This is a genomic window from Nocardia sp. NPDC050712 (genome assembly GCF_040654295.1).
GTDB lineage: Bacteria > Actinomycetota > Actinomycetes > Mycobacteriales > Mycobacteriaceae > Nocardia.
Genome location: NZ_JBFAHT010000003.1, coordinates 343,829 through 364,043, shown reverse-complemented (window position 1 = coordinate 364,043; position 20,215 = coordinate 343,829). Strand labels below are relative to the sequence as shown.

Here is a 20,215-nt window from a genome sequence, read left to right as displayed (position 1 = left end):
CCTGCTCACTCGCGGTGATAGGCCGCCTGGGCCGCCTGGATGCGCGGCAGGTTCGTCTCCAGCACCTTGATCAGGGCTTCCAGCTGATCGGCCACCTGGATGCCGAGGTCGGTGAGCGTGTATTCGACGCGCGGCGGGATGGTCTCGTGCACCTCGCGGTGCACCAGTCCGTCGCGTTCCAAATGTTGCAGGGTCTGCGACAGCATGCGCTCGCTCACACCCTCCACGCGGCGGCGCAGCGCGCTGAACCGGTAGGGGCCTTCGCGGAGCGCGACCATGGCGAGGGTGCCCCAGCGACTGGCGACATTCTGCAAAACCGGACGTGACGTGCAGTTCCTGGCGAAAACATCGGCTTCCAGCGTGGGGTCGTCGACCTCGGGTGAGGGCGGGCGCTGGGCGTTCATGCCTCCGATAGTACTCAACTTGACGAGAGCGCCTGCGGAATGGATAGTGCTTACTAATAGTTAGTGCTTACAGATCAGTACCGAACCTGGAGGTAGTCATGACCGTCGCAGTCACCGGAGCCAGTGGTCAGCTGGGTCGTCTCGTCGTCGAAGCGCTGCTGCGCACGGGGTCCACTCCCGTCGTCGCGATCGCCCGTGATCCGCAGAAGGTGGCCGACCTGGCAGAGCTGGGCGCGGAGGTCCGGACCGCCTCCTATGACGATCCGGCCGCGCTGGATCGCGCGCTCGCCGGTGTCGACCGGGTGCTGCTGATCTCGGGTAACGAGTTCGGCAAGCGAGTCGACCAGCACACCAACGTGATTCGCGCCGCCGAGCGCGCCGGCGTGCAATTGCTCGCCTACACCAGCATTCCGAAGGGCGAGGCCAACCCGCTGATCCTCGCGCAGGAGCACATCGGCACCGAGGCCGTGCTCGCGGCATCGACGGTCCCGCACGCCATCCTGCGCAACGGCTGGTACTGGGAGAACTACCTCGGCGGCCTCGGGCACGCCGTGGAAACCGGTGTGCTGCACGGCGCCGCGGGCGACGGCCGGGTAGCCGCGGCGGCCCGGGCCGATTACGCCGAGGCGGCCGCACGCGTCCTCACCACCGACGGGCACGCGGGGCGTGTCTACGAGCTCGGCGGCGACGAGCGCCTCACCTATGCCGAACTGGCGCAGGTGATTTCCGCGGCGGCGGGCAAGCCGGTGCGCTACGAGAACCTGCCGCAGTCCGACTACGCCGCGGCCCTGGAGGGCTCGGGCCTGCCCGCCGGGTACGCCCAGGCGGTGGCCGACGCGGACGCCGGCATCGCCCAGGGTGTGCTCGATGTCGACTCCGGCGACCTGCAGAAGCTGCTCGGCCGTTCCGCCACCCCGGCCGCCGAGGTCTTCGGCAAGGCCCTGGCCTGACCCGGCCCGGGGCGAGCGCGGCCGAATCGCTCGCCCCGGCAACCGATCAGCTCAGACCCACTGCACCAGCTGGATGATGATGCCGTTCGGATCGCCCATCTGGAAGTAGCGCTCGCCCCAGGGCTCGGTCTCGATCTCGGTGACGATCGGGACCCCGGCGCCGCGCAGGCGCTCGTACTCCGCGTCGATGTTGTCCACGGTGAAGGCGATCAGCAGGCCGTCGCCCGCCGCGCCCGCCTTGTCCGCGGGCTTGAACGACGCCAGCCCGACCGCCAGATAGACCACGGTCATACCGGCTTCGGGGTGCGCGAGCGAGACGAAGCCGTCGGCCGACATCACCTCCGCGAACCCGAGCGTGTCGATCAGGAACCGCGCGGAGGTCGTCGGGTCGGCGACGTTGAGGGAAATGGTGGATGCGGTGATGGTCATGCGGCCTCCTCTAGCTCGATGAACTAACTCCGTATGAAGTACGGAGTACTTTGTACAAGGGTAACCGCGTGTCTGCACTATGAGCTGAGTCACGTCGATACGATCGACGCTCAGCGAAGGAGGCGATGTGACGGTTAAAGAACGCAGCAGTGCGGGTGACCCGGCGCGCACGCTCGAATTGCTATGGCGGGTCCCGGGAAAGGCCGCGCGCGGCCCGAAACAGCGCAGCAGCATCGATGCCGTGGTCGCGGCCGCGGTGCAGATCGCGGACGAAGCCGGGTTGGACGCCGTGACCATGCGGGCGGTGGCCGCGAGACTGGGATTGACCCCGATGGCGACCTACACCTATGTCCCCGGCAAGGCCGAATTGATCGACCTCATGCTCGACGCGGTCTACCAGCGCATGCCGCGCGCGGATCTGACGGAGCTGACCTGGCGCCGCCGGATCATCGCCATCGCCGAGGAGAACCGGGCGCTGCTGCGGCGGCACCCCTGGGTGGCCTATCTACCGACGACGCGGCCGCCGCTCGGACCCGGGCTCGCGGCCAAATACGACCACGAACTACGGGCTTTCGAGCGCATCGGGCTCAGCGACGTGGAGATGGACGAGGCGCTGACCCACCTGCTCGGCTTCGTCACCTCGGTCGCGCGCGTGGCCATCGACACCGAGCGGGTGGCCGGCGAGAGCGCGCCGTCCGAACCGCAGGGGGCCGCCGCGCCGCTGCTGGAGCAGGTCTTCGACGCCGAGCGCTTTCCGATCGCCGCGCGCGTCGGCGCCTCGGCGGAGCAAGCCGACGACACGGTCTACGGCGCCGAGCACGCCTGGGAGTTCGGTCTCGCGCTGGTGCTCGACGGTTTGGAGACGCTACTCATCGAGCGCTGAGGCGGCTCAGAAACCGTCGCGCTGGATGCGCAGCGCGGTGATCGAGGACGCCAGGCCCTCGTATTGATTGGTGAGCAGCACGATTTCGATCAGCCGGCGCTCGTCGTAGTGCGCGGCGAGCGCCGCCCAGGCGGCGTCGTCCAGATCGCGGGTCGCCACGATCTGGTCGACGGCGCCGAGCAGGGCGCGGTGCTTGTCCGACCAGCCCGCGGCGGTCGGGCCGCCCCGCAGGCGCTCCAGGATCTCCGGGGTGACACCGGCTTTCTCGCCGAGCCGGATGTGGTGGTCCATCTCGTAGTCGCACTGGCGTAGATGCGCCACCCGCAGGATGACGAGCTCGGCCTCGTGCCGGGACAGCCGCCCGCCGGGCATGAGTTTGCCCGAGTAGTGCAGCCAGCCGCGGAACAGCCCGCCGGTGCGGCCGAGCGTGCTGAACAGCTGTGCGTCGCTGGTTCCGGCGGCGCGGGAAAGCACCTGCCAGACAACCCAATTGATGGGCCCGAGCTCGCGAACCCGGCCGGGCGCGATCCGTGGTTCCGTCATCGCCGTCCGCCTCTCGCCCGGGGTGCGGCCCGTCCGGGCCGGCCGCTGGTGAGCGTACCCGGGTTGGTCCTGGTGATCGAGTGTGCGCGGAGTTCGCGCTACTCCCTAATCCCCAGTCAGTTCCGGGCTTCGGGTGGTACTCCCTCCCGGTGGCGGGCATCATCGGAATCGGTGCGGTCGGCGAGGCTGGGTAGCCGCCGGGCTTCGGTACGGGTCAACAGGGGACAGAGCGATGCTGGTGAAGGTCAGGTCGGGAGCGCAGCTCTCGGCGGCGGAACGCGAATTCGTCGACTGCCTGCGGTCCTATCCGAGCACTGCCCTCGCCGCGGTGGACGTGCACGTCGGCGTGCACGGCACCCGCCAGATCGACGCGGTGGTGCTGACCCCGCGCGGCATCGCCGTCGCCGAGATCCGCGGCTTCCGCAAGCGGCAGAGCGGCATCCTCAATGTCAGCGGCGAGATCTGGAAGGTCAGCGACGCGCCCGCCGACATCGACGACAGCGACACCAACCCCACCGATCGCCTGGAACAGTGCGTCTACGCGGTGCGAGCCAAACTCGAACGGTCGCTACAGGATCCCGGCGACGTCTGCGGCGTGGTCGTGCTGGTGCCGGAACGCGGCGCGATGGTGCGCCCCGCCCGCACCTCGATCCGGCCCGGCCTGGACGTGGTGGTGGCCAACGTCGACGACGCCACCGAACTGCGCATCTACCTGGAGGGCTTCTCCGCGGGCCAGCGCAGCTGGACCGTGGACCGGGTGGTGCAGGCGGCTCAGGTGCTCGGCCTGGATCCGGTCCCGTCGCGGGCCGAACTGCTGGCCGACGGCTTCGACGAGGTGAAGCCGACGCCGCTCGGGGAGGTCACCCCGGCGGCCAAGCCGGTGCGCCCACCGCGGCCTGCGCACACCCCCGGTCCCCAGACCAGACGCCAGCAGGCCGGCGCCTGGGGCGCGGTGGTGGTCGCCGTCATCGGCATGCTGCTCGTCTTCTGGGTGGTCGCCAAGGTGTTCATCGACGGGTCCGACGATCCCGGGGTGCGGCCGGCGCAGACGACCTCGGTGACGCCCTCGCCGCCGACCTACACCCAGCGCAACTGCTACCCCTTCCAGACCACCTGCTGAGTCAATCGCGCATGGCGCGACCCAGTTTCGTGAGTTCGAGCGCCTGCTGCGCGCGTGCCAGCACGTGGGTGCGCGAGGTCTCCAGGTGCGCGAGCAGGGCCCGCAGCGCCGTGTCCGCGTCGCCCGCCAGCAGGTGCTCGGCGATGGTGAGGTGATCGGCGGTCATGGCGGCGATGCGCTCCGGTGTGTAGAGATCCAGCGTGCGGACCGGCCGGACCCGGGTGTAGACCGCCGTCAGCGCCTCGCTCAGCGCGGTGTTCCCGGCCGCGGCGAGCAGGGTGGTGTGGAACTGCTCATCGGCGGCGACCAGCGCGGGCCCGGGTTCGGGCGGGTGGTCGCGCAGGCGTTTCCAGGCGTCGTATTCCGCGCGGACCAGGGTGAGGTCGTGCGCGGCCACCCGATCCCGGGGCGCCCACCCGGGGAACGAGGCGGGGCCGCCGCCGAGCGCCCGCTGGATTCCCCTGGCTTCCAGCAGGATCCGCAGTTCGTAGAGCTGATCGAGTTCGCCGAGCCGCGGCCGGTAGGGATACAGGCCGTCGGCTTGGCGTTCGACCAGCCCGTCGGCCTGCAGCCGGGCCAGCGCCTCGCGCACCGGAGTGCGGGAGACGCCGTAGGTTTCGGCCAGCCGTTCCTCGCGCAGGCGCTCGGTGGGGACGATCGCGCCCGCGGCCAGATCGCGCCGCATCGCGTCGTACACCCGCTCGCCGAGCGATATCCGCCCCCGGCCGGACACAGGCGACTCAGATCGCCATCGCCGAGCGGACGGCCGACTCCGCGCCCGCGCCACCGTCTCCGGTGGAGCTCACCCGCCCCGATTGCAGCACGTAATACCGCTGTGCCGCTTGCAGGGCGAAGCCGATGTGCTGCTCGACCAGCAGCACGCTGAGCCCGCCGCGTCCGGTCAGATCGATGATGGTGCGTTCGATCTCGGCGACCACCGAGGGCTGGATGCCCTCGGTCGGCTCGTCCAGGATGAGCAGTTTCGGCTCGGTGATCAGGGCCCGCGCGATGGCCAGCTGCTGGCGCTGGCCACCGGAGAGCAGACCCGCCTTGCGCGGCAGCAGTTCGCGCAGCGCGGGGAACAGGTCGAGGGATTCATCGATCAGGGCCTTGCCGCGTTTGCGGCCGTCGGCGACCACCTGCAAGTTCTCCGCTGTGGACAGCTGGGGAAAACTCTGCTGCCCCTGCGGCACATAGGCGATGCCGCGTTTGACGCGCCGCGAGGGGGACAGCTTGGTGATGGGTTCCCCGTCGAAGCGGATGGTGCCGGATTTGGTGCCGATCAGGCCGACGGCGGTGCGCAGCAGGGTGGTCTTTCCGGCCCCGTTGTGGCCCATGATGGCGACCACGCTGTCGTCGGGCACGGTCACCGAGACGCCGTGGATCACCTCGGTCCGGCCGTAGCCGGAGTGGATGTCGGTGAGCTCGAGCATCACGCCTCCTCCAGAGCTACCGCGGTCGCCGCGGTTTCGAGTTCGGTGCCGACCGCCGCGGCCGTGCCGAGGTAGACCTCCTGCACCTTCGGATCGGCCTGGACCTGCTCGACGGTGCCCTCGCTGAGCACCTTGCCGCCGGCCAGCACCGTGACCGAGGAGGCGAAGGCGCGCATGAAGTCCATGTCGTGCTCGACCACCACCACGACCCGGTCACCGCCGATGCGGCGCAACAGGTTTCCGGTCTCCTCGCGCTCCTCGGCGCTCATGCCCGCGACCGGCTCGTCGAGCAGCAGCACCGTGGCGTTCTGCACCAGCAGCATGCCGATCTCGAGCCACTGCTTCTGCCCGTGCGCGAGCACACCGGCGGGCTGGTCGCGCAGCGCGCCCAGACCCGTGATCTCCAGCGCCTCTTCGATGCTCGGCAGCACCGACTTGCGGCGCCGCAGCATGGTGAGCGCGGACCGGCCGGAACCGGCCGCGATATCCAGGTTCTGCAAAACGCTCAATTGCTCGAAAACGCTGGCGGTCTGGAAGGTCCGGCCGACGCCGAGCCGCGCGATCTGGTGCACCTTCTTGCCGAGCAGTTCCGAGCCGGACTTCTGCGCGGACCCGGTGGCGGGCACCAGACCGGTGATCGCGTCGATCAGCGTGGTCTTGCCCGCGCCGTTCGGGCCGATGAGGAAGCGCAGATCACCTTGCAGCACCGTCAGATCCACGTCGGTGACGGCCTTGAAACCGTCGAAACTGACGGAGAGACCGCGAATTTCGAGGTACTCGTTGTCCATTCTCATCGCGATTCCACCTTCTCCGGTTCGACGGCCTCGGCCTCGGGTGTCTCGTGCACCACCACCGCTTCGCGCGGTGTGCGGAACCTGCTGTCCACGAAGCCCTTCAGCATCGGCCACACACCTGCCAGCCCGGCCGGAATGAACCCGACCACCACGATGAACAGCACACCCTGCAGGTAGGTCCAGCCCGAGGGGAACTGCTCGGAGAGCGCGGTCTGCGCCCAGGCCACGCCGATCGCGCCGAGCACCGGGCCCAGCAGCGTGGTGCGCCCGCCGATCGCGACGCCGATCAGGAAGGCGATCGAGGGCACGACGCCGATGTCGGCGGGGGAGATGATGCCGACGATCGGGGTGAACAGCGCACCCGCGATACCGGCGAAGAAGGCCGCCGTGACATAGGCGACGATCTTGACGTTGGCGGGGTCGTAGCCCAGGAAGCGGACGCGCTCCTCCTGATCGCGCACCGCCACCAGCAGTTCGCCGTAGCGGCTGTGCATCAGCTGGCGCACCAGCGCGACCACCACGAGCAGCGTGCCCGCGGCGATGAAGAACAGCATCTGCCGGTTCACCGGATCCGAGAGCTTGAAGCCGAAGAACGCCCGGAAGTCCGACAGGCCGGTGAACCCGCCGATGGCCTGCTGGCCGGTGAGCAGGATGGCCAGCGCGGCCGCCAGCGCCTGGCTCAGGATGGCGAAGTACGCGCCCTTGACCCGGCGCTTGAACACGCCGTAGCCGAGCACGGCCGCCACCAGCGCGGGCAGGATCAGGATGCCCAGGATCGCGACCGGCGCGGAGGCGAAAGGCTGCCAGAACGAGGGCAATTCGCGGATACCGGAGATCTCCATGAACTCCGGCACGTCGTTGCCCAGGCGTGCGGCATCCGACATCTGCAGGTGCATCGCCATGACGTAGGCGCCGATGCCGAAGAACACGCCCTGCCCCAGGGTGAGCATGCCGCCACGGCCCCAGGCCAAGCCGATGCCGGCCGCCACGATGGCGAAGCAGAGGAACTTGGCGAGCAGGTTCAGGCGGAAATCGCTGAGCAGCGCCGGCGCCACCGCGAACAGCAGGATCGCGGCGAAGGCGAACCCGCCGAGGGCGGTCAGCGAGGGATGCGCGCGCAACTTGGCCGTGAGTGTGGTCATGCCAGACTCCTTGTCCGGACAGTGAAGAGCCCCTGCGGACGGACCTGCAGGAAGATGACGATCGCGACGAACACGATGACCTTCGCGATGGAGGCGGTGGTCGAGTATTCGATGAACGAATTGAGCAGGCCCAGCGCGAACGCGGCGATGACCGTGCCCTTGATCTGCCCGAGCCCGCCGATCACGACCACCAGGAACGCGTCGATCAGATAGCTCTGCCCGATCGTCGGGCTGGTGGAACCGATCAGCGTCAGCGCCACACCCGCGACGCCGGCCAGGCCGGAGCCGATGAAGAAGGTGCTGATATCGGTGAAACGAGAAGAGACACCGCTGGTTTCGGCCAGACCGCGGTTCTGCACCACGGCGCGGATGCGCCGGCCCAGCGGCGTCGTCTTCAGCACCGCGGCCAGCGTGCTGACCGCGACCACGGCCAGCACCAGAATGAAGATGCGGGTCTTGGGCACGACCGCGCCCATGATGTCGACGCCGCCGCTCAGCCAGGACGGCACCAGCACGTTCTTGGCCGGCGCGCCGAAGATGTCGCGGGCCAGCTGCTGCAGCACCAAGCCGACACCGAAGGTGACCAGCAGGGTGTCCAGCGGCCGGTCGTACATCCAGCGGATCAGGCCCATCTCCAGCGCCGCGCCCAGCGCGCCGCCGACCAGGAACCCGATCAGCAGGGACACGATCAGCGAGACGCCCGCCGACGAGATGACCTTCTGCACGACGTAGGTCGTGTAGCAGCCGGCCATGATGAACTCGCCGTGCGCCATGTTGATCACGCCCATCTGACCGAAGGTCAGCGACAGGCCCAGCGCCGCGAGCAGCAGAATCGATCCCAGGCTCAACCCCGTGAAGAGCTGGCCGACAACGACATCCATGAAGTTCTCCTACGGTGTCGGCCGGTGCGGGGCGCCCATGGCACCCCGCACCGGCGCGGTCTCTACTACTTCAGGCCCTTGGCCCAGTCGTAGGACTTCAGGTACGGATCCGGCACCACGGCCTTGCCCGAGTCCCACACCGTGTAGATCAGGCCGTCCGGGCGGATCTCGCCGATCCGGGCGGTCTTGGTGATGTGGTGGTTGGAGCCGTCGATGGTGACCAGGCCCTCGGGGGCTTCGAAGCTGACGCCGTCGGCCGCGGCCTGAATGTCGGCCACCGCGAACGACTTCGCCTTCTCGACGGTGTTCTTCCACAGGAAGACCGAGGCGTAGGCAGCCTCCATCGGATCCGAGGTGGGCTTGTCGGCGCCGAAGGCGGCCTTGTAGTCGCTGACGAACTTCTTGTTCACCGGAGTGTCGACGGTCTGGTAGTAGTTCCAGGCGGTGAGCTGGCCGGCGACGTTCTGCGCGCCGATGCCGGCCACCTCCTCCTCGGCGATGGACACCGAAACCACCGGCATCTCAGCGGCTTTGAGGCCCGCGTTGGTGTACTCGCGGAAGAACGCGACGTTGGAGTCACCGTTGAGGGTGTTGAAGACCGCGCCGGCCTTGGCGGTGCGCACCTTGTTGACGATGGTGGAGAAGTCGGTGGAGCCGAGCGGGGTGTAGTCCTCGCCCTTGATCTCGATGCCGTTCGCGGCGGCGTAGGCCTTGATCTCACGGTTGGCGGTCTGCGGGAAGACGTAGTCCGAGCCGACCAGGTAGAGCGAGGTCACGCCCTTCTGCTTCAGGTAGTCCAGCGCCGGGATGATCTGCTGGTTGGTGGTGGCGCCGGTGTAGAAGATGTTCTTGCTGTCTTCCAGGCCCTCGTACTGCACCGGGTAGTAGAGCAGCGAGTTCAGGGATTCGAACTTCGGCTTCATGGCCTTGCGGCTGGAGGAGGTCCAGCCGCCGAAAACCGCCGCGACACAGTCGGAGCTGATCAGCTTCTCGGCCTTCTCCGCGAAGGTCTTCGGGTCCGACGCGCCGTCCTCGAGCACCAGCTGGATCTTCTTGCCGAGCACGCCGCCCGCGGCGTTGATCTGGTCGACGGCCAGCTTGGTGGAGTTGGCGACGGTGACCTCGGAGATCGCCATCGTGCCCGAAAGCGAGTGCAGCGAACCGACTTTGATCGTGTCCTTGGAGGTGTCGACGCAGGAGGCGGCGCTCGAGCCGGTTTCGGCATCGTCTTTGGCGCCACAGGCGGTCAGCAACAGACCGGCGAGCGCCACCGCGGTGGGTACGACCAGCGTCTTGGTCAGGCGGGCATACGGCCGGCGGGCGGCACGGGATTCTGGCATGGGGCGAACCCTTCTAACTTCATCAGGTGGAACGGCGGCGCTGGATGCGCCGTGCCGAATACGCCCGCCTGCGGCACCGGCACGGTCCGTATCGGCTGCTCGCGGGTTCGCCGCGGCGGCCTGTGGACCGCGCTGTATACAGCGGCTGTATTCGTGATGCGAACGGTAGCCAGGAGTTGTTGCGGCGGAATATCTCTCGGTGACGAGTCCGTTGCGTGCGTTTCCGGCAGGTGAATTAATGCTCACAGCAACGGTTTCCAGCGCGTCTGCCGGAGGTTGCGGGAAGGTGGGTGTAAGGTCACAGTTACCTTACGGCTACCAGATTCCGGGCGCGGTAAACCTACGGTCTCGTAGTGTTTTGCCTACGGTTGCGTAGCTCGACAGCGGTACGGCACTCTTCGTTTTGTACAACGTCAGAACCCGAATTGGTGGCCGCCGGGGCCACGGCAGTGAGTCAGGGAGGACCACGGTGGGTCACTACAAGGCGAACGCGCGCGATCTCGAGTTCAACCTCTTCGAGGTGCTCGAACTGGACAAGCTGCTCGACACCGACGCCTACGGCGATCTCGACTCCGACACGGTCCGCGAAATCCTGGCCGAGGTGAAGCGCCTGGCCGAGGGGCCGATCGCCGAGTCCTTCGCCCCCGCCGACCGCGATCCCATCACATACGACCCGGCTACGTATTCGATCTCCGTGCCGGAGCCGCTGCGCAAGACCGTCGCGGCCGTGCGCGAGGCGGACTGGAGCCGGCTGGGCCTGCCCGAGGGCATGGGCGGCACCGCCGCGCCCGCCGCCGTGGTGTGGGCGCTGCAGGAGATGATCACCTGCGCCAACCCCTCGGCCAGCTTCTTCAACATGGGCCCGGTGATGTCCTCGGTGCTGTTCAACGTCGGCAACGACGAGCAGAAGCATTGGGCCACACAGGGATACGAGCGCGGCTGGCAGGGCACCATGGTGCTCACCGAGCCCGACGCCGGTTCCGACGTGGGCGCGGGGCGCACCAAGGCGATCCAGCAGGAGGACGGCTCCTGGCACATCGAGGGCGTCAAGCGGTTCATCTCCGGCGCCGACGCGGGCGAGACCGCCGAGAACGTCTTCCACCTGGTCCTGGCCCGGCCCGAGGGCGCGGGCCCGGGCACCAAGGGGCTGTCGCTGTTCTACGTGCCGAAGTTCCTGTTCGACGCCGAGACCCTGGAGCTGGGCGACCGCAACGGCGTCTACGTCACCGGCGTCGAGCACAAGATGGGCCTGAAGTCCTCGCCGACCTGTGAGCTCACCTTCGGTGGCGCCGTGCCCGCCAAGGGCTGGCTGGTGGGTGACGTGCACAACGGCATCGCCCAGATGTTCCAGGTGATCGAGAACGCGCGCATGGTGGTCGGCATCAAATCGACCGGCACGCTGTCCATTGGATACCTGAATGCGCTGGAGTACGCCAAGATTCGGGTGCAGGGCGCCGATCTCACCCAGATGGCCGACAAGGGCGCGCCCCGCGTCACCATCACCCACCACCCCGACGTGCGGCGCTCCCTCGCTCTGCAGAAGGCCTACGCCGAGGGCCTGCGCGCGGTCTACCTCTACACCGCCGCGCACCAGAACGCCGATGTGGCACAACTGGTTTCGGGCGCCGACGCCGACCTGGCGCACCGCGTCGACGATCTGCTGCTGCCCATCGTGAAGGGCGTCGGTTCCGAACGCGCCTACCAGTACCTCACCGAATCCCTGCAGACCTTCGGCGGTTCCGGCTACCTCCAGGACTACCCGGTCGAGCAGTACATCCGCGACGCCAAGATCGACTCGCTGTACGAGGGCACCACCGCGATCCAGGCCCAGGATTTCTTCTTCCGCAAGATCATTCGCGACAAGGGCGCCGCCCTGGCCCACATCAACAGCCAGATCACCGCCTTCCTCGACGGCCGGACCGGTCGCTTCGAAACCGAACGCGCCCTGCTGGCCACCGCACAGGCCGACGTGAGCGCCATGGCCGCCACCCTCACCGGCTACCTCATGGCCGCCCAGCAGGACCCCGCCGAGCTCTACAAGGTCGGCCTCGGCTCGGTCCGCTTCCTGCTGTCCGTCGGCGATCTCCTCATCGGCTGGCGTCTGCTTGCCCAGGCCGAAATCGCCGCCGCCGCCCTCGCCGCCGGCCCCACCCCCAAGGACACCCCCTTCTATCAGGGCAAAGTGGCCGTAGCGTCGTTCTTTGCCAAGAACGTCCTGCCCGAACTCACCGCCACCAGCGCCATCCTCACCACCCTCGACAACGACATCATGACCCTGGACGAGTCCGCCTTCTAGCACTTCGGGACGGCCCGCCGCTGGTTGACGCGCCCTACTGCTCCGGCGGCGGCCAGCCGTGCGCCTCGAGGCGGGATTGGACGCGGACGACGTCGGGTTCGGCGGGGAGTTCGTGGGTGACCTTGGTGATCATGACCTGGATGTCGACGGTGTCGGCGGGGAAGTCGCCGGTGCTGGCGAGTTCGGCGGCGATCAGGTGCACTTCGTCGTCGGAGAGGCGACGGCGCAGCAGTGCGATCAGCGGGATGTAGTCCGATTCCGGGACGCCGTCGGGGTAGCCGGCGCGCAGCCAGTCGATGATGGCGTGCAGGAACGGCGGCATGTCAATCCGACTCGGTGAGCGGCGTGGCCAGGGGCCAGCCGCCGGCGGCGAGGTGGGAGGCGACCCGCGCGACATCCTGTGGGTTCGGCTGTTCCAGGGCGACCCGGGAGATCGCGGTCTCGATGTCGGTGTGGCTGATCTCGGACTTCGGGTTGCGGTCGGCCACCAGCTCTTCGGCGATGGCGACGACCTCGTAGTCGGTCAGGTGGCGGTGCAGCACCGCGAACAGCGCGACGTAATCGGATTGCGGGACGCCCTGCGGATAGCCGGCGCGCAACCAGTCGATGACGCGGCCGAGTAGTTTCTGCCGTGGGGTCTGCTGTTCCGTCATTGCTCCGCCCTTCAGGCCTGTCCGAACACGTGGATGCCGAACTTGGCGGCGAGGAAGGCCTTCGCGGTGTACAGAATGCCGGCGCCGATCGCCGCGACCACGATCGCGAAGCAGGCCCACGCGCCGGCCAGGGCCGGGTAGTTCCGCTTGGCCGCGCTGCCAGCGCTGACAGTATCCGCGGACGACCACAGCCGCACCCCGACCGCGAAGATGATCGGCAGCCCGGCCCCGAGGATCAGCGCCGCGAGGGTGACATCCCACAGGGCTTTCAAATTGGTGGTGAGCGTGTGCATCCCCTGCTCCTACTTCTTCGCCGAGGGCGTACCCGCGGACACCTCGTCGGGTGTCGAGATCACGGTGGTCTCGACCTCGGAGACGTTCACGGGCTCGGTCGAACTCGGCCATTCGTTGACGTTGTGCGTGTCGACCGGGTTGCGCCGCGAGCGCAGCCACATCAGCGTCGACAGCGCGATCAGGATGGCGAACACCACCAGCACGCCGGCCAGCCCGCCGATGAAATGCGCGATGGCCCAGCAGATGGCACCGGCCACACCGGCCAGCGGCAGCGTCAGCAGCCAGGCCACCACCATGCGGCCCATCACGCCCCAGCGCACCTCGGCGCCCTTGCCCAGGCCGCTGCCCAGGATGGAGCCGGTCGCGGTCTGCGTGGTGGACAGCGGCAGGCCGAAGTGCGCCGAAGTCAGGATGATCGCGGCCGAACTGGATTCGGCGGCCAGGCCCTGCGGGGAGTCGATCTCGACCAGGCCCTTGCCCAGGGTGCGGATGATCCGCCAGCCACCCAGGTAGGTGCCCGCCGCGATGGCGACGGCACAGGCGGCCATCACCCACAGCGGCATTTCCGCGTCCTGGGTCAGGGTGCCGTGCGCGACCAGCGCCAGGAAGATGACGCCCATCGTCTTCTGCGCGTCGTTGGTGCCGTGCGCCAGCGAGACCAGCGAGGCCGAACCGATCTGACCCCAGCGGAATCCGGTGGTGACCTTCTCCTGATTCGAGCCGCGGGTGATCCGGTAGATCGCCCGGGTGCCGATGGCCGAGACCAGGGCGGCCACGATCGGCGCGAGCACCGCGGGCAGCACGATCTTGGTCAGCACGCCCTGGGAGGCGCCGGACCAGATCACGCCGCCCCAGCCCAGCGACGCGATGGTGGCGCCGATCAGGCCGCCGAACAGCGCGTGCGAGGAGCTCGACGGCAGCCCGAACAGCCAGGTCAGCAGATTCCACAGGATGCCGCCGACCAAGCCCGCGAACACGATGCGCAACAGGTCCTGCCCGTGCACCGCGTCCAACTGCACGATGCCCTTGGCCACGGTCGCGGCGACCGCGACGGACAGGAAGGCACCGATCAGATTCAGGACCGCGGACACGGCCACCGCCACTCGCGGGCGCAGCGCCCCGGTGGCGATCGAGGTGGCCATCGCGTTGGCGGTGTCGTGGAAGCCGTTGGTGAAATCGAAGGCGAGAGCCGTGACGATGACGATCACGAGAACCAGTAATTCGGCGGTCACGTGTCCAGTGTCCCGCATGGTCTGTCCGAATTGCCATGCGGTTGCCACATGTCGCGGCCCGATCCGGATGGGCTAACGTGGATCTTCAAGCACTCACCGCCACGCCGTGGAGCAACCGTCCGGTCCGGTTCCGGCGAACATCCGGTCTATCCAGGCATTGGCCTCCGCGATGCCCAGCCCGCCGGCGACGAGGTGCTCACCCGGATAGATCTCGAGCCGCACCGGCACCCCCTGCGCGCACCAGTCGTCGTACAGATTCTCCGCCCCTGCCAGCGGGACCCACACCTCGTGCGCACCGTGATAGATGAAGACCGGCACCCGCGGCGCGGCCGCGCCCATCCGGTTGTCGGCCAGCACCTGCTGGACCATCGGATGCGCGAGCGGCTCGGGCGCGTCGGTCAGCAGCTGCGCGGGCACCGGCAGGATCGCGCCGAGCACCGCCTCGCCCGGGAAGCACAGATCTTTGAAGTGTTGCGCGAGGCGCCAGCCGTTGTCGTTGAACATCCAGATCAGCTCCGGGTACTCGCGGGCGACCCCGAGGGCGGCGGCGAGGAAGACACCGGCGGCGGCATTGGCCCCGTTCATGGTGTGCAGCAGGAGTTCGAAGTCGGCTGGGACGCCGCCGAATACGGCCCCGACGAGATGGAGTTCGGGCGCGTAGGAGGGGGCCAGCTGCGCCGCCCAGCCGGAGGCGATGGCCCCGCCCGAGTAGCCGGTGACCACGGCGGGCGAATCCGGTCGCAGCCCCAGCTCCGGGGTGTGCACCGCGGCGCGCACCGCGTCGAGCACGGCCTGCCCGGCCATCCGGCCGGCGGCGTAGGCCTGTCTCGGGCCCTCGTGGTCGGGCACCACCACGGCATAGTTTCTGGACAGCGGAATCTGCGCGGCGACCAGATCCGGCGACGGCCCCTTGCGGAGCTGATAGGACGGGGCGCAGGTGTGGCCGAGCGAGTCGATCGCGACATTGAACGCGACCACCGGCCGCGACCCCGGCCCGGTCCACGGCGCCTGCGGCACCAGCAGCGTCGCCACCGCCGGAACCGGATTGCCCTTGGTGTCGGTGGAGCGGATCAGCAGTTCGGTGGAGGTGACCGGCGTGAGGGTCAGCCCGATCCCGCCGTCTCTGCTGGCGAGCACCGTGCCGGGCGCGGTGTTCTCGAAGCCGGGCGGCGGATCGTAGAACGGGTCGGCGATGGGTGTCGGCATCACCGTCGCCGGATCGCGCACCACCGGTCTGGCCAGCTTCTCGATCTCGTCCACCGGCGTCGCCCGGGCCGCCGAAGCGCCGGCGACACACAGCACAGCCAGCAGGACCGCGGCTCTGTCGGCCGTCTTTCGTAAGCACAAGCGCACTGCCGAAACCCCGTTCCGAATGCGTACCGGACTCAACCGGCGATCAGTCTGGCGTATCGATCACGGCATTCCGCGGAAAACGCACCGGGGCGTATGTGCACTGGCTAGGGCAATAGAGCGCGCACGGTGTCGATGGTGTCGGCCTCGGCGGGGCCCTTGTCGGGGCGGTAGCGCACCACGCGCGCGAAGCGCAGGGCGACGCCGCCGGGATAGCGCGGGCTCACCTGGACGCCGTCCAAGGCGATCTCGACGATCAGCTTCGGCCAGAGGTAGACGGTGTGCTCGTCGCGGGCGCGTTCGTGGCGCGGGAATTCGGCGGTCTGCCAGCCCAGCAACGCGTCGGTCAGGCCCTTGAAGGTCTTGCCGACCATGACCGGGTCGCCGGTTTCGGGATCGCGCGCACCCAGGTGCAGATTCGACAGATATCCGGTGCGGCGGCCGTAGCCCCACTCCGCGCCGAGCACGATCAGATCCAGCGTGTGCGTCGGTTTGATCTTCTGCCAGGCCCGGCCGCGACGGCCCGCCGCGTAGGGCGCGCTCAGCGACTTGATCATGACGCCCTCGTGCCCGGAGGCCAGCACGCCGTCGAAGTATTCGGCGGCGGCCTCGGCGTCGGGGCGGATCAGCGCCGGAATGCTGTACTCGGACGCGACTTTGGTCAGCGCGGCGCGGCGGCGGACGAGCGGCGCGTCGAGCAGGTCGCGGCCGTCCAGGTGCAGGCAGTCGAAGAAATAGGGATGCAGCAGGAGTTCCCGGGTCGCCGTCGCGGCGGCGGATTCGGCGACCGCGGTGGGCGCGGCCGGCTCCGCCGCGACACCGGTTTCCCGGCTGACCGCGGCGGGTGCGGCCTTGCGGGCCCGCGCGCCCGGATCGGGGTGCACCACGCCGGTCGGGTCGGCCATCGGCAAACGCCGAGCCGGCTCGGGCGCGGCGGGCGGCGGGGTGGGCACCGAGGTCGCGAAGCGGCTCATCGTTTCCTGGAACGGGCGCGGACGGCCGGCATCGGTGAGGGCCAGCGTCTCGCCGTCCAGGACGACGCTGGTGCATTCCAGCTTGCCGACCAGTTCCACCAGCTCGGGCACCCGATCGGTGATGTCGCGCAGCGTCCGGGTGAAAACCCAGACCCGGTCGCCGTCGCGATGCACCTGGATGCGCGCGCCGTCCATCTTGTGCTCGACCGACACCTCGCCCTCGAACTCGGCGAGCACCTCGTCGAGTGAGGCGCCGGGCGCGGCCAGCATCGGCTGGATCGGGCGGCCCACTTCCAGCCGGAATTCTCGCAGCGCGGCCGCGCCGCCGGTCAGGGCCGCCGCGGCGGTGACGGGCAGCTGCCCCGAGAGCATGTACGCCCGGCGTACGAGATCGACCGGAACGTCTGCGGCCGCGGCGACCGCTTCGCTCACGATCGCCGTGAGCGCGCCCTGCCGGAGCTCGCCGGTCAGCAGGCGAAGCAGGAAGCCCTGCTCGTCGGCCGTCGCGACGCTCCACAAGGCTGTCAAGAGGTCTTTACGCCGGGCGGCGGAACCGCTGCCGGAGACCTCGCCCAGGTCGGTCAACGCCTGGTCTACCGCCGAAACGGTGAGCGTGGCGCCCGGCGCCGGAGCGCTGTCGAGCGCGGTGAGGGAACGCCAGCCGGTGCCGATACGGCCCTGCCGGAGCTCGCCCGACACCCACGCCACGACCGGCGCCAGCTCCTCCGGCGCGGCGGTGGCGAGCAGCGCGGACAGGGTGGCGATCTTCGTTTTCCGGGACCGGGTGGCGCGAACGGTCTCCGAAGCCTGGACGACATCCGAGAACAGCACGCACTGACGGTAGCGCGCCCCTAGGACAATTGCTTCGCTCTGCTGTTAATCCAACATTGGCAGGGGTGCGAAATCGGGCCTAAACTGGACACATGGCCAAGACTTACGTCGGGGCGCGGCTGCGTCAGCTGCGGACCGAGCGGGGGCTGAGCCAGGTCTCACTCGCCACCAAGCTGGAGATCTCGGCGAGCTACCTCAATCAGATCGAGCACGACGTGCGCCCGCTGACGGTGCCCGTGCTGCTGCGGATCAGCGAAGTGTTCGGCGTGGACGCCACCTTCTTCTCCTCCCAGGACGACACCCGGCTCATCGCCGAACTCCAAGAGGTGGTGATGGACGCCGAGCTCGGCATCGAGGCCGACACCCAGGAGATCGCCGATATGGTCTCCGCGCACCCCAGCATGGCCCGGGCCCTGGTGAACATGCACAACCGCTACCGCAACACCAGCGCGCAGCTGGCCGCCGCCACCGAGGACCGCTTCGCCGACGGCTCCGGCAGCGCCGCCATCAGCAAACCGCACGAGGAGGTCCGCGACTTCTTCTACCAGCGGCAGAACTACATCCACGAATTGGACACGGCCGCCGAGAAACTCACCGACCGCATCCGCTTCCACGGCGGCGACGTGAACCGGGAGATCGCCCGCCTGCTGCGCGACCACGACGTGCGCATCGTGGAGCGCATCGACCTCGGCGAGGGCGTGCTGCACCGCTACGACGAGGACGCCCATGTCCTGGAGATCGCGCCGCACCTGTCCGGCGGCCAGCGCACCTTCAAACTCGCGGCCGAACTCGCCTACTTCGAGTGCGGCGAGCTGCTCGAAAAGCTGGTCGAGGAGGGCAATTTCGCCACCGAGGATTCGCGCAAACTGGCGATGCTCGGGTTGGCCAACTACTTCGCGGCCGCGACCGTGCTGCCCTACACGCACTTCCACGAGGTAGCCGAGGATTTCCGCTACGACATCGAGCGACTATCGGCCTTCTTCACCCAGAGTTACGAGACCATCTGCCACCGGCTTTCGACCTTGCAGCGCCCCAAGCTGCGCGGTGTCCCCTTCTCCTTCGTCCGCGTCGACAGAGCGGGCAATATGTCGAAACGGCAGTCCGCCACCGGATTCCACTTCTCCGCCAGCGGCGGCACCTGCCCGCTCTGGAACGTCTACGAGACCTTCGCCTATCCCGGCAAGATCATGACCCAGATCGCGCAGATGCCCGACGGCCGCAAATACCTCTGGGTGGCAAGGACGGTCGAGCGTCGCGCCACCCGGTACGGCCAGCCCGGTAAGACCTTCGCCATCGGCCTGGGCTGCGAACTGCGGCACGCCGGCCGCGTGGTCTACGCCGACGGCATCGATCTCGACGAGGCCACACCCACCCTGATCGGCGCGGGCTGCCGCGTCTGCGAGCGCACCAACTGTCCGCAGCGCGCGTTCCCGCCCCTCGGTAAGGTGCTGGACATCTCCGAACACCGCAGCTCGGTTTCGCCATACGTGCTGAAATAGGGTGCCGGAGAGAACACCGTCGTACAGAGGTGCATCGATTGCCGCGTTATGAAGGCCGCTACGAAATGCCCACCGGCATGTACGTTTACGCGACGCCGGAGGGCTGGCGCCACAGCATCTTCACCGAGAACTCGATGATCTGCGGCCATCTCTATCGCATCGCCGCCGACGCCGCCCCCGAGCAGGCCACCCAGGCCGCCACCGACATGCTCGCCGAATACGCCCGCGACTTCCACGGCACCGCCATCACCGTCACCTGGACCACCGAGGAGCCCGGCAAGTGGCTCGCCGAGGTGGTCCGGGCCGAATAGCGTTCTCGCCTGCGGAGTTACGAAGCCAAGAGCCGGAGGAGGTGCAGGACCTCCTGGTGGATGGCGGTGCGGGCCGGGGTGAGGTATTTGCGGGGGTCGGAGAGGGTGGGGGTGAGGGCGGCGCGGACGGCATCGGTGGCGGCGATGTTCAGGCGGGTGGCCAGGTTGATCTTGGTCATGCCGTGCTGGACGGCCGCGCGCAGGGCGGGGTCGGGGACGCCGGAGGAGCCGTGCAGAACCAGGGGGACGGGCACTTTCGCCGATAGTCGGGTGATCAGGTCGTTGTCGAGTTCGGCGGTGCGGGTGTGCATGGCGTGCGAGGTGCCGACGGCGACGGCGAGGGCGTCGACGGTGGTGGCGGCGACGAAGTCGGCGGCCTCGGCGGGGTCGGTGCGCACGCCGGGGGCGTGGGCGCCGTCCTTGCCGCCGACCTCGCCGAGTTCGGCTTCGACGAAGATGCCGCGGGCATGGCACCAGGCGGCGATCTCGGCGGTGGCGGCGAGGTTGGTGGCGTAGTCGGCGGTGGAGCCGTCGTACATGACCGAGGTGAGCCCGAGTTCGGCCGCGGCGGTGATGAGTTCGAACGAGGTGGCGTGATCCAGGTGGACCGCCAGGGGCGCGGTGCTGTCGGCGGCGATGCGCAGGCAGGCCAGGGCCAACGGCGCCAGGCTGCCGTGATACTTGACGGTGTTCTCCGAGATCTGCAGGACCGCGGGGCGATCCGCGGCCTCGGCGGCGGTGGCGATGGCCTCGGCGTGCTCCAGGGTGATGACGTTGAACGCGCCCAGGCCGCCCGGACGGGCGGCGGCGATCAGCTCGGGAACGGGCGTCAACGGCATGGGTGGGGCTCCTGGGG

At 68.7% G+C, this 20,215-nt stretch carries 22 protein-coding genes; 6 read left to right on the top strand and 16 right to left on the bottom strand.

Features of this window, described 5'->3' with window-relative positions; genetic code table 11:
* Window positions 1-5 precede the first annotated feature (5 nt).
* On the bottom strand, window positions 6-404 hold the full coding sequence (locus tag AB0H76_RS22150) for a helix-turn-helix domain-containing protein (RefSeq protein WP_357327009.1): 399 nt from the start codon (window positions 402-404) through the stop codon (window positions 6-8).
* 98 nt (window positions 405-502) lie between these two features.
* On the opposite strand from AB0H76_RS22150, the gene AB0H76_RS22145 reads away from it, so the two are divergent.
* Window positions 503-1,354, top strand: coding sequence for an SDR family oxidoreductase (locus AB0H76_RS22145; RefSeq protein ID WP_357327007.1), 852 nt, complete (start codon window positions 503-505; stop codon window positions 1,352-1,354).
* A 51-nt stretch (window positions 1,355-1,405) separates the two neighbouring features.
* Here the strand turns inward: AB0H76_RS22145 and AB0H76_RS22140 are convergent, their stop codons facing one another.
* A complete protein-coding gene (locus AB0H76_RS22140) occupies window positions 1,406-1,783 on the bottom strand; it encodes a VOC family protein (protein WP_357327004.1) in 378 nt (125 codons plus the stop codon).
* Between the two features lie 127 nt (window positions 1,784-1,910).
* Here AB0H76_RS22140 and AB0H76_RS22135 point away from each other — a divergent pair, with 127 nt between their 5' ends.
* A complete protein-coding gene (locus AB0H76_RS22135; protein ID WP_357327001.1) occupies window positions 1,911-2,666 on the top strand; it encodes a TetR/AcrR family transcriptional regulator C-terminal domain-containing protein in 756 nt (251 codons plus the stop codon).
* Window positions 2,667-2,672: 6 nt separating this feature from the next.
* Here AB0H76_RS22135 and AB0H76_RS22130 read toward each other — a convergent pair whose 3' ends face one another.
* Window positions 2,673-3,209: a carboxymuconolactone decarboxylase family protein gene (locus AB0H76_RS22130; protein WP_357326998.1), complete on the bottom strand. Its 537-nt coding sequence runs from the start codon at window positions 3,207-3,209 to the stop codon at window positions 2,673-2,675.
* A 232-nt stretch (window positions 3,210-3,441) separates the two neighbouring features.
* On the opposite strand from AB0H76_RS22130, the gene AB0H76_RS22125 reads away from it, so the two are divergent.
* Window positions 3,442-4,329, top strand: coding sequence for an NERD domain-containing protein (locus AB0H76_RS22125; RefSeq protein ID WP_357326996.1), 888 nt, complete (start codon window positions 3,442-3,444; stop codon window positions 4,327-4,329).
* A gap of 1 nt (window position 4,330) precedes the next feature.
* Here AB0H76_RS22125 and AB0H76_RS22120 read toward each other — a convergent pair whose 3' ends face one another.
* The 6 genes from AB0H76_RS22120 to urtA all read right to left on the bottom strand — a co-directional run bounded on the left by AB0H76_RS22120 (window position 4,331) and on the right by urtA (window position 9,919).
* Window positions 4,331-5,062 (bottom strand): GntR family transcriptional regulator, encoded by a 732-nt coding sequence (locus AB0H76_RS22120; protein ID WP_357326993.1) that lies wholly within the window; start codon window positions 5,060-5,062, stop codon window positions 4,331-4,333.
* A 7-nt stretch (window positions 5,063-5,069) separates the two neighbouring features.
* Window positions 5,070-5,762, bottom strand: coding sequence for an urea ABC transporter ATP-binding subunit UrtE (gene urtE, locus AB0H76_RS22115; protein ID WP_357326990.1), 693 nt, complete (start codon window positions 5,760-5,762; stop codon window positions 5,070-5,072).
* Window positions 5,762-6,556, bottom strand: coding sequence for an urea ABC transporter ATP-binding protein UrtD (gene urtD, locus AB0H76_RS22110; protein ID WP_357326987.1), 795 nt, complete (start codon window positions 6,554-6,556; stop codon window positions 5,762-5,764). Before urtD ends, urtE begins: the two co-directional genes overlap by 1 nt.
* Entirely contained in the window at window positions 6,553-7,698 is a 1,146-nt protein-coding gene (gene urtC, locus AB0H76_RS22105) for an urea ABC transporter permease subunit UrtC (RefSeq protein ID WP_357326984.1), read from the bottom strand. Before urtC ends, urtD begins: the two co-directional genes overlap by 4 nt.
* Window positions 7,695-8,579, bottom strand: a complete 885-nt coding sequence (urtB, locus tag AB0H76_RS22100; protein ID WP_357326982.1) for an urea ABC transporter permease subunit UrtB — start codon at window positions 8,577-8,579, stop codon at window positions 7,695-7,697. The genes urtC and urtB overlap by 4 nt, the downstream gene beginning before the upstream one ends.
* Before the next feature lie 65 nt (window positions 8,580-8,644).
* Window positions 8,645-9,919, bottom strand: a complete 1,275-nt coding sequence (gene urtA / locus AB0H76_RS22095) for an urea ABC transporter substrate-binding protein (protein ID WP_357326979.1) — start codon at window positions 9,917-9,919, stop codon at window positions 8,645-8,647.
* Window positions 9,920-10,388: 469 nt separating this feature from the next.
* On the opposite strand from urtA, the gene AB0H76_RS22090 reads away from it, so the two are divergent.
* Entirely contained in the window at window positions 10,389-12,215 is a 1,827-nt protein-coding gene (locus AB0H76_RS22090) for an acyl-CoA dehydrogenase (RefSeq protein ID WP_357326976.1), read from the top strand.
* 34 nt (window positions 12,216-12,249) lie between these two features.
* Here AB0H76_RS22090 and AB0H76_RS22085 read toward each other — a convergent pair whose 3' ends face one another.
* The 6 genes from AB0H76_RS22085 to AB0H76_RS22060 all read right to left on the bottom strand — a co-directional run bounded on the left by AB0H76_RS22085 (window position 12,250) and on the right by AB0H76_RS22060 (window position 17,549).
* Window positions 12,250-12,543, bottom strand: a complete 294-nt coding sequence (locus AB0H76_RS22085) for a DUF3349 domain-containing protein (RefSeq protein WP_357329810.1) — start codon at window positions 12,541-12,543, stop codon at window positions 12,250-12,252.
* Entirely contained in the window at window positions 12,539-12,868 is a 330-nt protein-coding gene (locus AB0H76_RS22080; protein WP_357326973.1) for a DUF3349 domain-containing protein, read from the bottom strand. The genes AB0H76_RS22085 and AB0H76_RS22080 overlap by 5 nt, the downstream gene beginning before the upstream one ends.
* A gap of 11 nt (window positions 12,869-12,879) precedes the next feature.
* Entirely contained in the window at window positions 12,880-13,161 is a 282-nt protein-coding gene (locus tag AB0H76_RS22075) for a hypothetical protein (protein WP_357326970.1), read from the bottom strand.
* A 9-nt stretch (window positions 13,162-13,170) separates the two neighbouring features.
* Entirely contained in the window at window positions 13,171-14,394 is a 1,224-nt protein-coding gene (locus AB0H76_RS22070; protein WP_357326968.1) for an inorganic phosphate transporter, read from the bottom strand.
* A gap of 93 nt (window positions 14,395-14,487) precedes the next feature.
* Window positions 14,488-15,696, bottom strand: coding sequence for a lipase family protein (locus tag AB0H76_RS22065; RefSeq protein ID WP_357326966.1), 1,209 nt, complete (start codon window positions 15,694-15,696; stop codon window positions 14,488-14,490).
* Window positions 15,697-15,851: 155 nt separating this feature from the next.
* The gene (locus AB0H76_RS22060) at window positions 15,852-17,549 is read right to left on the bottom strand and encodes an ATP-dependent DNA ligase (protein ID WP_357326964.1); all 1,698 of its coding nucleotides are present in this window, start codon (window positions 17,547-17,549) and stop codon (window positions 15,852-15,854) included.
* A gap of 92 nt (window positions 17,550-17,641) precedes the next feature.
* Between AB0H76_RS22060 and ramB the strand changes: the two genes are divergently transcribed.
* Complete coding sequence (ramB, locus tag AB0H76_RS22055; RefSeq protein ID WP_357326963.1) at window positions 17,642-19,048, top strand: acetate metabolism transcriptional regulator RamB; 1,407 nt, start codon at window positions 17,642-17,644, stop codon at window positions 19,046-19,048.
* A gap of 38 nt (window positions 19,049-19,086) precedes the next feature.
* Window positions 19,087-19,359 carry a hypothetical protein gene (locus tag AB0H76_RS22050; protein ID WP_357326961.1) on the top strand — a complete coding sequence of 91 codons (273 nt, stop codon included), beginning with the start codon at window positions 19,087-19,089 and terminating at the stop codon, window positions 19,357-19,359.
* Window positions 19,360-19,376: 17 nt separating this feature from the next.
* Here the strand turns inward: AB0H76_RS22050 and AB0H76_RS22045 are convergent, their stop codons facing one another.
* Entirely contained in the window at window positions 19,377-20,198 is an 822-nt protein-coding gene (locus AB0H76_RS22045) for a class II fructose-bisphosphate aldolase (RefSeq protein ID WP_357326959.1), read from the bottom strand.
* Window positions 20,199-20,215: the final 17 nt, after the last annotated feature.

Coding starts and splice junctions, on each gene's coding strand:
- AB0H76_RS22130 (WP_357326998.1), bottom strand. CDS start 3,209: ATGACGGAACCACGGATCGCGCCCGGCCGGGTTCGCGAGCTCGGGCCC.
- urtD (WP_357326987.1), bottom strand. CDS start 6,556: ATGAGAATGGACAACGAGTACCTCGAAATTCGCGGTCTCTCCGTCAGT.
- ramB (WP_357326963.1), top strand. CDS start 17,642: ATGGCCAAGACTTACGTCGGGGCGCGGCTGCGTCAGCTGCGGACCGAG.
- AB0H76_RS22145 (WP_357327007.1), top strand. CDS start 503: ATGACCGTCGCAGTCACCGGAGCCAGTGGTCAGCTGGGTCGTCTCGTC.
- AB0H76_RS22150 (WP_357327009.1), bottom strand. CDS start 404: ATGAACGCCCAGCGCCCGCCCTCACCCGAGGTCGACGACCCCACGCTG.
- AB0H76_RS22125 (WP_357326996.1), top strand. CDS start 3,442: ATGCTGGTGAAGGTCAGGTCGGGAGCGCAGCTCTCGGCGGCGGAACGC.
- AB0H76_RS22075 (WP_357326970.1), bottom strand. CDS start 13,161: ATGCACACGCTCACCACCAATTTGAAAGCCCTGTGGGATGTCACCCTC.
- urtB (WP_357326982.1), bottom strand. CDS start 8,579: ATGGATGTCGTTGTCGGCCAGCTCTTCACGGGGTTGAGCCTGGGATCG.
- AB0H76_RS22140 (WP_357327004.1), bottom strand. CDS start 1,783: ATGACCATCACCGCATCCACCATTTCCCTCAACGTCGCCGACCCGACG.
- AB0H76_RS22045 (WP_357326959.1), bottom strand. CDS start 20,198: ATGCCGTTGACGCCCGTTCCCGAGCTGATCGCCGCCGCCCGTCCGGGC.
- urtC (WP_357326984.1), bottom strand. CDS start 7,698: ATGACCACACTCACGGCCAAGTTGCGCGCGCATCCCTCGCTGACCGCC.
- urtA (WP_357326979.1), bottom strand. CDS start 9,919: ATGCCAGAATCCCGTGCCGCCCGCCGGCCGTATGCCCGCCTGACCAAG.
- urtE (WP_357326990.1), bottom strand. CDS start 5,762: ATGCTCGAGCTCACCGACATCCACTCCGGCTACGGCCGGACCGAGGTG.
- AB0H76_RS22080 (WP_357326973.1), bottom strand. CDS start 12,868: ATGACGGAACAGCAGACCCCACGGCAGAAACTACTCGGCCGCGTCATC.